15 protein-coding genes are annotated in these 14094 nt (G+C 46.0%); 8 read left to right on the top strand and 7 right to left on the bottom strand.

The annotated features are described in order from the left end of the window. Positions 1 to 38 precede the first annotated feature (38 nt). From Q7C19_RS04210 to Q7C19_RS04200, 3 genes are read right to left on the bottom strand one after another with little or no spacing between them, the layout of a single operon-like run. Positions 39 to 743 (bottom strand): DUF554 domain-containing protein, encoded by a 705-nt coding sequence (locus Q7C19_RS04210; RefSeq protein WP_035408116.1) that lies wholly within the window; start codon positions 741 to 743, stop codon positions 39 to 41. Positions 744 to 759: 16 nt separating this feature from the next. Next, positions 760 to 1692: a DMT family transporter gene (locus Q7C19_RS04205; RefSeq protein WP_375091711.1), complete on the bottom strand. Its 933-nt coding sequence runs from the start codon at positions 1690 to 1692 to the stop codon at positions 760 to 762. Further along, on the bottom strand, positions 1692 to 2357 hold the full coding sequence (locus Q7C19_RS04200; protein ID WP_290773196.1) for a GntR family transcriptional regulator: 666 nt from the start codon (positions 2355 to 2357) through the stop codon (positions 1692 to 1694). Before Q7C19_RS04200 ends, Q7C19_RS04205 begins: the two co-directional genes overlap by 1 nt. A gap of 141 nt (positions 2358 to 2498) precedes the next feature. On the opposite strand from Q7C19_RS04200, the gene Q7C19_RS04195 reads away from it, so the two are divergent. The 6 genes from Q7C19_RS04195 (at position 2499) to Q7C19_RS04170 (ending at position 6650) form a co-directional block, all read left to right on the top strand. After that, positions 2499 to 2822, top strand: a complete 324-nt coding sequence (locus Q7C19_RS04195; RefSeq protein ID WP_056061231.1) for a PadR family transcriptional regulator — start codon at positions 2499 to 2501, stop codon at positions 2820 to 2822. 1 nt (position 2823) lies between these two features. After that, a complete protein-coding gene (locus tag Q7C19_RS04190; protein WP_375091710.1) occupies positions 2824 to 3582 on the top strand; it encodes a hypothetical protein in 759 nt (252 codons plus the stop codon). Positions 3583 to 3708: 126 nt separating this feature from the next. Further along, positions 3709 to 4122 (top strand): SRPBCC family protein, encoded by a 414-nt coding sequence (locus Q7C19_RS04185; RefSeq protein WP_035408123.1) that lies wholly within the window; start codon positions 3709 to 3711, stop codon positions 4120 to 4122. An 8-nt stretch (positions 4123 to 4130) separates the two neighbouring features. Next, on the top strand, positions 4131 to 4439 hold the full coding sequence (locus Q7C19_RS04180; RefSeq protein WP_313490113.1) for a DUF2164 family protein: 309 nt from the start codon (positions 4131 to 4133) through the stop codon (positions 4437 to 4439). A gap of 713 nt (positions 4440 to 5152) precedes the next feature. Then, entirely contained in the window at positions 5153 to 6058 is a 906-nt protein-coding gene (locus Q7C19_RS04175; protein ID WP_035408125.1) for a helix-turn-helix transcriptional regulator, read from the top strand. A gap of 76 nt (positions 6059 to 6134) precedes the next feature. Continuing rightward, positions 6135 to 6650, top strand: coding sequence for a DinB family protein (locus Q7C19_RS04170; RefSeq protein ID WP_375091709.1), 516 nt, complete (start codon positions 6135 to 6137; stop codon positions 6648 to 6650). Between the two features lie 91 nt (positions 6651 to 6741). Here the strand turns inward: Q7C19_RS04170 and Q7C19_RS04165 are convergent, their stop codons facing one another. Both Q7C19_RS04165 and Q7C19_RS04160 read right to left on the bottom strand, forming a co-directional pair. Beyond that, on the bottom strand, positions 6742 to 7305 hold the full coding sequence (locus Q7C19_RS04165) for a GNAT family N-acetyltransferase (RefSeq protein WP_375091708.1): 564 nt from the start codon (positions 7303 to 7305) through the stop codon (positions 6742 to 6744). A gap of 15 nt (positions 7306 to 7320) precedes the next feature. Next, on the bottom strand, positions 7321 to 8556 hold the full coding sequence (locus Q7C19_RS04160) for an MDR family MFS transporter (RefSeq protein ID WP_375091707.1): 1236 nt from the start codon (positions 8554 to 8556) through the stop codon (positions 7321 to 7323). 99 nt (positions 8557 to 8655) lie between these two features. Here Q7C19_RS04160 and Q7C19_RS04155 point away from each other — a divergent pair, with 99 nt between their 5' ends. Both Q7C19_RS04155 and Q7C19_RS04150 read left to right on the top strand, forming a co-directional pair. Further along, positions 8656 to 10290, top strand: a complete 1635-nt coding sequence (locus tag Q7C19_RS04155; protein ID WP_375091706.1) for an ABC transporter substrate-binding protein — start codon at positions 8656 to 8658, stop codon at positions 10288 to 10290. A gap of 139 nt (positions 10291 to 10429) precedes the next feature. After that, on the top strand, positions 10430 to 11569 hold the full coding sequence (locus tag Q7C19_RS04150; RefSeq protein ID WP_313490104.1) for a globin domain-containing protein: 1140 nt from the start codon (positions 10430 to 10432) through the stop codon (positions 11567 to 11569). Positions 11570 to 11618: 49 nt separating this feature from the next. Here Q7C19_RS04150 and Q7C19_RS04145 read toward each other — a convergent pair whose 3' ends face one another. Then, positions 11619 to 12359 (bottom strand): sugar nucleotide-binding protein, encoded by a 741-nt coding sequence (locus Q7C19_RS04145; RefSeq protein ID WP_290773213.1) that lies wholly within the window; start codon positions 12357 to 12359, stop codon positions 11619 to 11621. A gap of 376 nt (positions 12360 to 12735) precedes the next feature. Further along, positions 12736 to 13935 (bottom strand): MFS transporter, encoded by a 1200-nt coding sequence (locus tag Q7C19_RS04140; RefSeq protein ID WP_375091705.1) that lies wholly within the window; start codon positions 13933 to 13935, stop codon positions 12736 to 12738. Between the last annotated feature and the right edge of the window lie 159 nt (positions 13936 to 14094).

The following is a 14094-nucleotide window of genomic DNA, read 5'->3' as shown; positions in this document are numbered from 1 at the left end:
AATCCCCACTCGTCCGCTTTCGGACAAGTGGGGATTTTTCATGAGAACAGATGGAGACCGGTGACGATAACTGCGACGATGACGATACCTGGTAACAAGTTCGCAACACGAATCTTCGTGATGCCAGCGAGATTAAGACCGATTGCCGCAATCATCACCCCACCAGTCGCCGTCATCTCAAGAATAAATTCCTGCAGTGCGGCGTCGGGAATGAATTTCGTGATCGCAACGGCACTTAATGCAATCGCCCCTTGATAGAGAAAGACGGGAATCGCTGAGAACATGACACCAATCCCGAGCGTTGAACTAAGAACGAGTGCCGTAAAACCGTCAATCAATCCTTTCGTATAAAGGACGTCGTGATCCTGACGTAATCCACCGTCGAGGGCTCCTAACACACCCATCGCGCCAATGACGAAAATTAACGTCGCTGTCACGAATCCTTCCGCGATGTTCGACGGACGACCGCGACTGATCTTACGTTCGAGCCACGCTCCCATCCGGTCGAGTTTCTCATCGAGCCGGAACCACTCGCCGATTGCACCACCGAGAACAAGACTACCGATGACGATCAAGAAGTTCGTGCTTTTCATCCCCATCTGCATTCCGAGCACGACGACAGCAAGTCCAATCGCCTGCAGGACGGTCTCCTTCATGCGTTCCGGAATCCGGTGGAACATTAATCCAAGCAACGTCCCGATGATGATCAGGACGGTATTGACGAGTGTACCTGTTAAAACCATCTGACAGCCTACTTTCTCAATTGATTTTTCGTTTAGCGGAACGAACGACGGTTCGCTCTGCCTGATTCAAACTATGCAACGTCATCCCGAGCATGACGAGGATGATCCCGAGTGTTGCGAGTCCCGTTGGTAGTGCCGCGTGAAGGAAAAGAATCTCTCCGAATATGGTAAAGACAATCTCGAACGATTGCGTTGCTTCGATCGCTGCTAACCGGACCGGATCTGTCCGAACGAGCGACGTCGCGTAGAAGAAAAGCGACGTTGCGATGACGCCGGAAAACAACGCGACGAATCCGGACTGGGTCACTTGATTGACACTCGGCAATCCGACCTGTATGTAGGCAATCACGGAAAGAACGATCCAAAACGGTAGACTAGCAAGTGTCATTCCGATAATTCGTTCAAACACATCGAGCTCGTTCCCATAGCGTTCCATCATCTTCCGGTTCCCGAGTGGATAGGCAATTGCCGCGACGAGGACCGGTAAGGCACCGAACAACAGTGACTGCAGCGATAGGCTTCCCGCGACCGATAGTTGCATGACGACGACACCGAGGACGATCAGGACGGAATACTTCAGTGCTGACCACGGGATCCGTTGGTTGAACAAGGGGGCAAGCAACGGTCCCGCTAAAATCGTCAACTGCCATGTCCCGGCAATCAACCAGCCTGGTGCGTAGTCAGCAGCAAAACAGATGCTGCCGTAGAACAGTCCGAAGCCGATCGTTCCATACAGTAACCAAAAGCCGATATCGGCTCGAAGCGCCTGGAAGACGCGCCCGATCCCCCGTCGCATCATGACGATGACGATAAAGAACGGCAACATCAGGAAAAAGCGGAGCGACGCACTATAAATCCAGTGACCGCCTGCCCCTTGCATCGATTGATTCAAGATGAAGGTGACGGCAAAAAACATTGCCGCTAAAATTCCATAAATGATCGGTCGCATCAGCTCTCCTCCTTTAGTGTCGAGACGAGTAGACGCCCGAGCCCGTTCCAATTATGCTCCGTCGCCTGGACGAGCTGCTCGACATCCTGTTGTTGACATGCATCTAAAATCGCTGCATGGTCGGCAATCGACTGGCGTCCGAGACGATCAAACTGAGCATATTCGAGCCGGCGGATCAACGGTGTCAACCGACGGATTGTCTCTCGTAGTTGATCGTTTTGACTGCGCTGCACGAAGACATCGTGAAAGGCATCGTCAAGTGCTAGTGCCGCCTCTGTATCCTGCTGATCAATTGCCGTCGTGAATTGTTGATGAATCGACTTTAGACTCGTTAGATCGTCATCCGTCAGCATTGGTCCTGCTAAACGCGCCGCTAACCCATGCAGTGTCGCAATGATTGGATAGGTTTGCTGTGCCTGTTCGGCATCGAGTTCCGTCACGATCGTCCGTGAACCCCGTTTTGCTAAAATCAATCCCTCCTCTTCGAGTCGTTTCAAGGCTTCGCGGACCGGTGTCCGACTGACACCGAACGCTTCCGCGAGTGCTTGATCGTTCACCTTTTCTCCTGGGGCAAGACGTAAGGTGATGATGTGGTGTTGCAAGCGTCGATACACTTCCTCACTTAAAGGAAGTCGTACAATGGCTAAATCATTTGTAGGTTTCATACAAGTAATATATTACATATCAATTCATCGCGAAAGCACCATCCTAAAATTCATTGGATTTATTTTACTCACTACCTTGCAATACAAAATAGCATAGCGTATCATTACCTTGTAATACCAAGTAGCGAAAGGAAGATGCGGATGTCATCGACGCAAATGTTAAAAGGAATTCTCGACGGTTGCTTACTCGCACTGATTGCGGAAGAAGAGATTTATGGCTATGAACTGGCGACGAAACTGAAAGCGTACGGATTCGCCGACATCAGTGAGGGAACGATCTATCCTCTATTGATTCGGATGCAAAAACTGGACTGGATCGAAGCAACCTCTCGCGTCTCCCCGTCCGGTCCAAAACGAAAGTATTATTCGATCACGACGAGCGGTGTTGAAGAACTCGCCGCTTTCAAACAAAGATGGCATCACCTTTCAACGAGTGTCGAAAGCATTTTAAAGGAGGACGAATGAGATGACCCTATCGACGGAATCAACACGATTTTTGGAAGACTTAAAGGTATACCTACTTGCTTCGGGTAAAAATGAATTGGCGACGAACGAGATTGTCAACGAACTCGAGGATCACCTGATCGAAGCGGAAGCAGACGGAAAATCCGTTCGCGCGATCACGGGTGATAGTCCCGCCGATTACATCCAATCGATTTCTAAAGAGATGGCATTTGATCCAAAAGAAGCGTTTTGGATCGTCTTGCAAGTTTTTCTCGGCGCATCCAGTTTTCTCTATCTTCAAAACCTCTTGAATGGTACAACGACGTTCAGTATCTTGCTCGTTGGCGGTTTCCTGTTGATTAGTGCCGTTTACCTGACCACCTTGGCGTTTCTCTTCCGTCAAGATGCTTTACGTGATGGAGCGCGCCCTCTTATCATGCGTTACGGCATTCATGGTAGTATTCATTTTCTGTTAATCATCGGACTATTGATCGTCAACGGACTTGTTGATTCACCAAAGATCACGTTATTCCCAAGCGTCGGCTGGATGATTGGTGCCCTATTGATTATCTGGATTCTTGTCACGGCATGGAAGACGAAGACATGGATTTTGCCGATTGCATTGCTCGTCTATTTTGTTCCCCAAATCATTCTCCGTTCTGTATTTGATTGGTCGGAATTGACCTCTGTACTCGTCGGATATGCTGTTGCTGCCATTACAATGACAGTCGCTTTTATTCGCGAATCTAAACAAGATCAGTCAAACGTCTCAAAGCACTGAAGCAACGATTTGGTTCTGATACTTAAAATGACCTCAGCGCTAAGATCATTTTTGTATATCATTGAGAAAAAATTGAGGATAGAATTAGAATAAAATATATTAAAAAAGAATAGGTGGTTGTAAACGATGAATCAATCTGTGAAAGATATTCAACATTCCATTAAGATCAACAATCCCATTGAACAGGTATGGGCGAATGTCTCGACGGCTCGCTCTTTATCTAAATGGTTTATGCCAAACGACCTTGTCGCACAAACAGGATGTGTGTTTCATATTCAATCTCCTTTTGGTCCATCTCCTTGCACGGTATTAAACGTACAACCAGAAAGAGAATTATCGTTTAGTTGGGATGAAGATGGATGGATCGTGACCTTCTCCCTAACTCCATTGAACGACCTTACCCTTTTCACTGTGACACACAGCGGATGGAAAAACGCTGATGACCTTGTGCCGAAAGCAAATCAGCCACAAGGTCGTGTCCGTAACTTTATGGACCAAGGTTGGGATGGGATGCTTCAGAAATTGAAAGCAACATTTTAAAGGAAGGCATGTACATTTTTTTACGACAAAATATAGACTGTGATTTTAAAATACATTCTCTTGTAATTTTTTTAGATCATTCAGAGATCAACAAAAATAAAGAGAGTGTCGTTATGTTCAATCGATTTAGTAAAGAACAACAACAAATTATCCAGTCTATTCAAGATTTTTTCTTAGAAGTGCCATCTGACTTCGCCGCAGAACGTGTTTTTGATTTCATCAAAGAGTCAGTTGCTATTCACTTTTATAATATTGGAATTCAAGACGCTCATGCGGCTGTGTTAAGTCATTCGCGTCACTCGACGATGAATTGTTAACGCTCAAGCGTCCCGTATCTCCATAATATATTTTTTAGCAGAGATCTTTTGTCATCCTCTACAAAAAAGTATGCGCCGGCGCATACTTTTTTGCTCTTTAGCATTCACTTTCAACTATGTTTCATTAAAATGTATCTCATTATTTTTTTATCGAACCATCCATTGTTCATTTTATAGGATGACGGATCATTTCAGTCGAATGTATTGAATCATTTTGTAAATAAAGTATAAAACGACTATAAAAATAAAGACGTTTCCTAGCATACTTATGGCTGCAACCTGATTCATTTTTTCCCACTCTCCTTCTTATTTAGATAAGGACTTTATTTGAATTGAACCGAATTTTAACATACTTCCTTTTCCATACGTAACCCTTGATTTTACATTTTTATGATTCATAAGTAATTTTCATTTTTTTGGTGTTAGCTTCCCGACTTCAAAGTGGTAGCTGTCTTATCGCCGAATAAATTCTTAAAGAAATAGGTCAAAATTACATATTGAATTAGATTCACAACTCAAACATATCTAATAAGATAAGGAAAACCACAAAAAGTATGCGCGATGCATACTTTTTTCTTTGGATTTTGATTCAATTCATTACGAAGTACTTTTTAATCTCTCCATAGAACGAATAAATCAATTATACTAAACGTAATTATTTGTATGGAATGACGGTTCACACTATAGTCGTGCTTAATACAAAGGAGAATTTTTTGAAACTCGAACGATTACTGACTATCATATTTAAGTTACTGCATCGCTCTACGATCTCGGCCGCTCAATTAGCTAGTGAATTAAATGTCTCTCAGAGAACGATTTATCGAGATATCGAAACCATTAGTGCAGCTGGAATTCCCGTTACTTCTTATCATGGAACTAATGGAGGTTTCGGTATTATTGAGAATTATAAATGGGATAAGACCTTTTTAAATGCGTCTTCTATGGTCGATGTTCTATCTTTAATGAAAAGTTTATCAGCGCAATTACATGATCAAGATTTAAAAAATACGCTAGAACGGCTATCGATTCTTACGACAGAAGAACAAAATAACCATTTACACATTGATTTAGCTGATCAATCCATTGAGCCTACTTTCTTAATTGATCTTCAAAAGAGTATCAAAGAATCAAAAAGAGTTCTGTTTCAATACATCAGTGCTCAAAAGGAACAGACCATTCGAGAAGTAGATCCTATTTTTCTACGATATAAATTTCGTACATGGTACCTTTATGCTTATTGTTATTTAAGAAATGATTACCGCGAATTCAAAGTGTCACATATGCTCAACCTTCAAAGACTTTCAACATCTATTCAGGATAACCATCCCATTCCTGGAGACAGAGCTGTCGTGAAACCCGCACGAGAAAGTATCACGTTAAGAGTTCATCCTGAATCCATTCATGTAGTCTTAAACCATTTTCAGCATCAATCGATGGTTTTTGAAGAAGATGGTAGTGTGACGATGACTTTATTGTTACCTTCACCTTTACATGCGGAATGGTTAATCAACATTTTATTAAGCTTCAGATCAGGTGTAGTTGTTATTCATCCCTTGTACTTACAAGACATATTAAGAAACGAAGCCAAAAAAATAGTTAATCTATATGAGGATATATGACACTCAGATGTCATATATCCTTTTTTATAATGAACGTAGTTAGACAGTTCTTACTACAATTAAAGGAGCGATTTGGATGAATGCCGGAAAAACGATGTATGAATATCACAACTGGGCGATGCAGTTGATGTTAGATCATATGGATGCATTACCTGAAAATCTATTAAATAAAGAGGTGAAAAGCTCTTATCCGACAATCGCTAAAACACTTAGTCATATTCTTGCAGTTGATACTATGTGGATTCATGTTTTAGAAAAAGTAGAATTTCAACAAGCGCTACAAGATGCGATGAGTCAATTACCATTAACTGATGCATATACAATTGAAGAATTCAAAACAGCATTCAAAAATATAGCATCAAAGTATCAACTATTTTTAAATCAGAACTCAAATCTTACTATGACGATACATGTGGATAATCCTTGGTCTGGTCCACGGGAAACGACTTTTGAAGAAATTCTTTTACATGTAGCCAATCACGGTACGTATCACCTGGGGAACATTACTACCATGTTAAGGCAGCAAAATGAATCCTCATTGATGATGGATTATTCTCTTTTTTGGTATGAAGATATGAAAGTTAAGCCATAACAGAATGTATTCGTTTTTATGTCTATTCAGAAATCACTATATAAAATAAAAAGGCGTGCACCGGTGCACGCCTTTTTATTTTATCTATTTATCAATTCCCTTGTATTGCTTCATACCGCTCACGCGTCCAGTTGTAGACATGGCTCGTCACGGTCCGTCCGTCAATTCGCTCTAATACGAATGGTCGATCAAGGACATGCGTAAAACCGAGTTTCTCAACGACACGGCGTGACTGGTCATTAAAATCAAAGTGACCACACCAAACGACATCGATCGGCAGTTCCCGGAAGATGAAATCAATCATTGCTTCAACGATTTCCGGCATCCGCCCTTCTCCCCAGTAGTTAGGCGCGAGGATATAGCCGATCTCGACTTGACGGTCATGGGTGATTGAATCGTCCGGCCGACGATTAAAGTGAAATCCGAAGCTCCCAATCACTTCACCCGTTTCCTTATCGGTCACGGCATACTCGCCGGGCGACGCTTGAAAGATCCCGATCACTTCCTGGCTTTCGTCAAGCGACGCGTGCGGTGCCCAGCCTGCCTTCGGCCCGACATTTGGATTTTTTGCGTAAGCGTAAAGTGCTGCTGCATCGTCTTCTTGCCAACGACGCAACACGTGCCGTGTTGTTTCTAGTGTATCTGGTAAATTCATGTCGATTCCCCCTTATTAAGATACGTTTCGCTGTCGTTCGACCGATTCCTTCACGAAAAGACTTGTATAGACTAAACCAAAGCCCGTCAAAAGAATCAATCCGAGGTAAACACTCATCATCGACGGGATTAAAAATGTCCCAACTAAAATCGTCGACCGAGAAAGCAAATCAGCTCCTGCGAATGACGTTCCGGCGAAGGCCGAGTACGCCCCGCGTTGATCGGCTGGCATCATGTTCGCTTTTTGAGTGTTCAAGACCGGGGAGTAGAGCAACTCGCCGATCGTTGCGATGAAGATAAAAAGCATCAGTGCCGTCATACTGTTAGCACTCGTCACGACAACGTAACCGATCGTGTACAGCATCAGACCTGCAGCGAGCGTCCGGTGCGGAGACAGACGCTTCGCAAGCCGCTGGACGATGAACGTCAACGTGACGACGAGCAACGTATTTTCGATGTTGATGATACTCATCATCCGAATCCCGTTGATCGACCACCCGGCAAACGATATCGGTTCAAACGAATCAGCGAGGCGGACAGCGACGTAACTCCCCATCGAAAACTCAGCCGCTAAGATACACATCGAACCAAAGACGACCTTGACGAACGGACGGTCCCGCCAAGCGAGTTGATAGCTTGTAAAGATATCCGTGATGACACCACGTAGTTTCTGACGATGCCACGTCTGTGGTGTGTCGTCGAGAAACAGGTAGTACGCAATCGGTAAAACGGACGACGTAAAGCTCAAGATCCAAAACAACAGCAATTGATTACTGACGTAGAGCCAACCTCCGAGCGCCGTTCCGATGGCGATCGAGAGATTGATCAACCAGTAGTCGAGCGCGTAGACCGCTTGGCGGTTCTCCTTCGTCGTCGCATCGATGATAATCGCCCCCATTGCCGGACGACCAAGATTACTCGTCACCGAGAAGACGGCGTAAATGACCATGAACAGCAGCATCCAGTCGAGCGTCAACGAGATCGCCATCGTGATGAACGTCAACGCCGTGAGCGCAGATGTCGTGACGAGTAGGCGTTTACGAGAGAAGCGGTCGGCGAGATATCCGCCGAGTAGATTGGTGATGAAGCTGACGAAGACCATCGCGATCAAAAACGCACCGGCGATGACTTCGTTGAATGCCTTGACGAACAAGAGAGCCATGAACGGCATGATCGAAAACGAGACAGCGCGGTTGAAAAACGATGTGATGAGACGTACTTTAATTGGTTTCGGTATTTCTTTCCATTTCATATTGTCACCTTCCATTCTCTACCTGTATCATAAACAAGACAATACATAAGAAAAATGGACGTCATATAAAAAAGATGTCCCCTTTTAAGGAGGATGAACATGATGGATGCTTATCTTTTTATGTTATGGAAGACTTGCCGAAATGGACATTATCCGATCACGACACTCGCGGAAGCGATCCATTTAAGTCCTAAACAAACAAAACGATATCTCAATAAATGGCAGGAAGAAGGCTGGATGAATTACACGAGTGGTCGCGGACGGGGCAACTTAAGTGAACTCGTCTGGTTACGCCACGTCGAACGGGAGTATGCGAAACGGATGCTCGAGCGGATCGACCGTGATTCGATCGAATCAGTGACGGAAGAACTGTCGTGGGACTGGTCACCGGCACAAGCAGGACGCTTCATGCGCCAACTCGAGCGAAAGTTTGGCTATACGCAAACGACATCGGACGCCTTGCTGATTCCTCGGAAACGTAACTTCTTGACGACACACCCGTTAGAAGCAGCTGACATTCATAGTGCTCACCTCGTCCAAAACGTCTTCAACCGTTTGTTTACGATTGACGTCGACGGCAACATCCAAGGCGAACTGGCACATCACTATGCCTGGAATGGTCCGATGCTCAGTCTCTTCTTACGTAAGGACGTCCGCTTTCATGATGGTTCCCTCCTGACGAGTAAGGAAGTGACGAAGAGTCTCCGTGCTCTGATCAACTATCCGGCTTATGCCTCTTCTTATCGGCACGTCAAACAGATCGTCTCAAACGGTCCGTACCGGGTCGATCTCACACTCGATCAGCGCAGGAGTTCGATTTTGCCGCAGCTCGCCTCGATACATACGAGCATCATCAAAGATGGCATTGGAACGGGACCATTTCAACTCACGCAACATGACGATAAGAAAACCGTTCTGACGGCATTTCCGAATTACTTTGGCATCCGCGCCCTGCTCGACCGAATTGAGTTCATCCAGATGCCGGAGCAATATGACCCGGTCTACCGGACATCAGCATCTGACTCCAGTCCGATTGATACGATTGCGACGCAGTCCGGATTTGGTCTCGTCTTTCTCCATCCACGCGCCGGTGGTCCGTTTGAATCAAAAGCAGCGCGACATTATATCCATCGGCTCATCAAGGAAGTCCGTGATGGCATTCATGACTTCCATGAACGGACACAACCGAACGACTCTGGTTTTCTTGAGTCCTATAGTCCATCGTATACCGTCCCGGACGGTCCTGCTGTTTTGTTCACGCAACCAATTCGGATCAAGTTGACTGATTTTACGGACAAAGTAACACGTTGGCTCTGTCAGCGATTTGATCAGGACGGGATTCCGTATGAGTTCGTCGAAGTCGGATTCGAAGAGAGTATTACGGATTTTCATGTCTACGATACGATCGATCTCGCCATTCATGCCGAAGTGTTCGAGCGGAATGTCCAGTACGCCTTCTATCAGTTCATGACGAATACTTTTTCACCACCGATCCGGCTATTTCAGCAGATGCCCGAGATGCTGACATGGATTGAACAATACGATGCAACCCCGTTCGAAGACTGGCTTCCGATTCATCAAGCAATCGAACGCTACTTGATTAACGAATCGTATTTCATCCCGTTCTATCACGATACACGACTAATTCCGTATCCGATCGAGCTGCAAAATATCACGATCGACTCGTTCGGTTATTTTGATTTCTCAAAGCTCTGGATATCCAATCAATCGTGACGAATCCTTGTCGATATTTTGACTTGCTTGTGACAAAACGCACGAAGTTCTTTAATCTAGTATTTTAAATGTTGCATTAATGACGAGGCTACGAAATACTAAGACTGTGTTCATTACTTAGTGAAAAGGAAGTGGTCTTATGTTATCAACCTCTACCATTCAAATCGTTCAATCAACCGTCCCGGTCCTTGCATCGCATGGCGCCGCAATTACGAAAGTCTTTTATCAACGTTTATTTCAAGCTCATCCAGAACTCAAACATGTCTTCAATCAATCGAATCAACGGAGTGACCGACAATCGCAAGCACTCGCTACAGCCGTTTATGCCGCTGCTGCTCACATCGATCGACTCGAGACGTTAAAACCAGTCTTATTACCAGTGCTGCATAAACACCGGAGTCTTCAAATCAAGCCGGAGATGTATCCACTCGTCGGTCAAGAATTACTCGGAGCGATGCAAGACGTCTTAGGGGAAGCCGCAACGCCTGCAATCCTGCAAGCGTGGGGTGAAGCGTACGGGGAGATTGCCGATTTGTTCATCACACTCGAAGCCGAACTATACACGCAGGACGAACAGGCGAAAGACTTTTCCGGTTATCAGTCCGTCAAGATTTCGGATATCCAGGAACAAGCAGACGGCATCCGCTCGCTGACTTTCAAAACGGACAGTCCGCTCCCTGATTATCGAGCAGGGCAATACATCACGGTACGGATTCAGGATAGCGACGGCTTATGGCACAATCGTCAATACAGTCTGACGTCAGCATCAAACACGACGACTTATACGATTGGTGTCAAACGAGAAGGCATCGTCTCGAACTACTTACATGCAGCTCGAATCGGTGATACGGTGTTAATCAGTGCGCCAGCTGGGGCCTTCACGCTTGATGCATCAGGTGAACCCGTCGTTCTAATTGCTGGTGGAATCGGCATCACACCGATGCTTGCAATGGCAGACGAAGCGTTAGCTGCTGGTCGCCACGTGACGTTACATCACGCCGTCCAAGATGAACGCAATCGTCCGTTTACAGAACAACTCGCCCTGCTTGAGCAGCGTGGCGCTCGCGTCATTCGTTACGCAGAGCACCAGGCGACGGATCAAGCGGGACGTCTACCGAAAGACGTCATCGCAAGCATCACGGATCCGACATATGTCTGTGGTCCGGAAGCAATGATTCAATACGTCATTAAACACTTCACGGCGTCTTCGGACAAACTACATTACGAAATCTTTGGACCGGCACTCGCTTTTGCAACGGAAACGCCAGTCACGCAGTAAAAAACATCCCGCTCTCTTTGATACACGTCAAGGAGAGCGGGATGTTTGATTAGAGTGGCAATCGTTCTGACAACGGACGGACCAAAACGACATCTGTCGCCATCCGGTTATCTCGGCGCGGTTCATCGACTGGTTCAATCGTCCAGTTTTTCGCGTGGAGTGTATTTAAGGCATGCGCTAAATCGTACATCGAATAACGATCGTTTCCGTTCAACTGATAGAGCCCCGCTTCGCGTTCAAGTAAAATCGTAACGAGCGCTTCTGCTGTATCTTCAAGCAACGAACTCGACGGATACCAGTTTCGACTTGCTTGAATGACACCGTGTTGCTTCATCTCGTTCGTAAAGAAGTCGACCATGTTGTTCGAACCTGCCTCCGTCCCGATCTGCCAGCCGATTCGGACGATTTTTGCTTGAGGATCAATTGCTTGAATCGCTTGCTCGCAAGCAATCTTATAGGCACCATACTCATCGGTCGCATCCGGTACAGCGTCCTTGTCAATCGGTGCCGGCACGTCGTCCGAAAAGACAGACACCGTACTCGTGAAGAAGAACGGAATCTTATATTCTTGGCACAAGCGAACGAGCGCTTCCGTCCAACTGACGGACCCCATCCCAATATGTAGGAAATAATCCGGTCGTTCCGTTTCTAAAAACGTCCGCATCTGAGACTCGTCAGTCGTCGAGACTTTCGTCCGATCCCACGCGACTGTCTCGATGTCGTGCTTTGCTAAGACGTCCGCAACGACGGGTGCTACCGTTCCGTTCATGCCTGTAATGATTGCTTTCATTGTGATTCATCCCCCTTAGTTTCGATCGAAAAAATCATAAAACCACTTGCTACTTCAGTTTACACGCGAATCGCTGAATTAACGAATCTGAGGTTATTCTTCTACGACCAGTCATGACTCAAATGAAAAAAGCGCCTGCTATCCGATCTAATCTCGGTAAGCAGGCGCACTGTTTAGTTCATGATTACTCCGAAATGCCTTCCGTTGCCATTCGGCGCCACAGTACATTCAAGAAGACCGTCATCCCACTGATCGGAATCAAAAACAATAATGCCGTGATCCATAAACTCTCCATCGACTCCACTCCTCATCGTTCATTTCTATCTCTAGTGTACATAAGCGCGAAACCGCTTACCTCCACCTCAAGGCGGATATTTCATCCGACCTTGTCCTGTCGTGCCTCGGTAAAGGAAACGTTACGATGAATGAGTAACCAGATAGCTGTCAACACGAGACCACTTAAGGAAAACAGTAGGAAAACAAACGAGATGTTAAAGAGCGACGTCAAGTACGATGATAATCCGTAACAGAGTGCAGAACACGCCGTTGATGCTGCGACCATCGCTGTTCGAACCCGTCCGAGCAAGTGCGCAGGCGTCGAGCGTTGTAACAAGGTCGCAAACGGAATCCCGAACAATGTCAGCGCCATGCCGAGTAAAACGAATCCGCCAATCGCAAGGGGCACGGACGACATATAAGCAACGATTGCAATCGCGAGTCCTTGCAGCACGACTGCGATCCGAAACAGCTTATCCTGTCTGATCGAGACGACCCACTTCCCGTAAAGGAGCGACATCGTGATCCCCCCGATCACCGTCGCTAGCTCAAGTGCGGAAAATGTTTGGGCATTCCCCGATAAGACGTTCTTGGCATATGGCGCAAGTAAGGTATTCATCGGTGTGATCATCCAGTTCGCAAGGATCGCACAACCAAGGATCCATTTTAAGCGACCGTCACGCGCGACGTAATGAATCCCTTCGAGTAACGCTTCGCGGTACGATCCGACACGCGCTCCTTCTGCGACCTGTCCCGTCATGTGTCGGACGAGCAACCAGGCAACGAGATGCAGTCCCAGATCGAGCCACAAGATACTCGCAATCGAGAAGTGGGCAACCATCATCCCACCAAGTAAGAATCCGCTTAACGTCCCGATCCGTTCGATTGTTGCGAGATAGGCATTCGCTTGCGGCAATTGGTCATCTTCGACTAGATCAACGACCCACGTGAAGACAGCATTTCCACCAACGATTTGCAGGATCGTCTGAACGACGAGCAAGCAAAGTAACCACGGTAAGACGACGTCTGTCAGACCGATTCCCACTAACGTAATACCAAGCGCTAGCAAGCGAATGAGTAAGGACGTTTGATACAACGATGCGCTGACGAAACGGTCAATCCACGGTCCAACGAACGTTGAGACGAGAAAACGAATCAAAAACACACCTGTTGCAAGCAAGGCGACACCTGAAGCACTAATCTGTTCCGCGCTCAACCAGTAAATCGCAATATAAACAAAACTCGTCCCGACAGTCGATAACAAATCGGAGACATACATAAAACGAAACGCACGTGACATGATGCTTTATTCCTTTCCTAAAACGACTTCTTGTTCATCTTACAATTTTTCTCAATTGCTGCCCATTCTTTTTTCGTCATCACATCGTCATCGTCTGTTAAGGCATTCTTACCCATCTGTAACAGAGCCGACATGTTCATTCGCTATACTAAAACGCAT

Source organism: Exiguobacterium sp. PHA03 (genome assembly GCF_041945985.1).
GTDB lineage: Bacteria > Bacillota > Bacilli > Exiguobacteriales > Exiguobacteriaceae > Exiguobacterium_A.
This window is presented reverse-complemented; position numbering and strand designations above follow the sequence as displayed.

Coding starts and splice junctions, on each gene's coding strand:
- Q7C19_RS04185 (WP_035408123.1), top strand. CDS start 3,709: ATGAATCAATCTGTGAAAGATATTCAACATTCCATTAAGATCAACAAT.
- Q7C19_RS04140 (WP_375091705.1), bottom strand. CDS start 13,935: ATGTCACGTGCGTTTCGTTTTATGTATGTCTCCGATTTGTTATCGACT.
- Q7C19_RS04150 (WP_313490104.1), top strand. CDS start 10,430: ATGTTATCAACCTCTACCATTCAAATCGTTCAATCAACCGTCCCGGTC.
- Q7C19_RS04180 (WP_313490113.1), top strand. CDS start 4,131: ATGTACATTTTTTTACGACAAAATATAGACTGTGATTTTAAAATACAT.
- Q7C19_RS04190 (WP_375091710.1), top strand. CDS start 2,824: ATGACCCTATCGACGGAATCAACACGATTTTTGGAAGACTTAAAGGTA.
- Q7C19_RS04170 (WP_375091709.1), top strand. CDS start 6,135: ATGAATGCCGGAAAAACGATGTATGAATATCACAACTGGGCGATGCAG.
- Q7C19_RS04165 (WP_375091708.1), bottom strand. CDS start 7,305: ATGAATTTACCAGATACACTAGAAACAACACGGCACGTGTTGCGTCGT.
- Q7C19_RS04200 (WP_290773196.1), bottom strand. CDS start 2,357: ATGAAACCTACAAATGATTTAGCCATTGTACGACTTCCTTTAAGTGAG.
- Q7C19_RS04205 (WP_375091711.1), bottom strand. CDS start 1,692: ATGCGACCGATCATTTATGGAATTTTAGCGGCAATGTTTTTTGCCGTC.
- Q7C19_RS04195 (WP_056061231.1), top strand. CDS start 2,499: ATGTCATCGACGCAAATGTTAAAAGGAATTCTCGACGGTTGCTTACTC.
- Q7C19_RS04160 (WP_375091707.1), bottom strand. CDS start 8,556: ATGAAATGGAAAGAAATACCGAAACCAATTAAAGTACGTCTCATCACA.
- Q7C19_RS04210 (WP_035408116.1), bottom strand. CDS start 743: ATGGTTTTAACAGGTACACTCGTCAATACCGTCCTGATCATCATCGGG.
- Q7C19_RS04145 (WP_290773213.1), bottom strand. CDS start 12,359: ATGAAAGCAATCATTACAGGCATGAACGGAACGGTAGCACCCGTCGTT.
- Q7C19_RS04155 (WP_375091706.1), top strand. CDS start 8,656: ATGATGGATGCTTATCTTTTTATGTTATGGAAGACTTGCCGAAATGGA.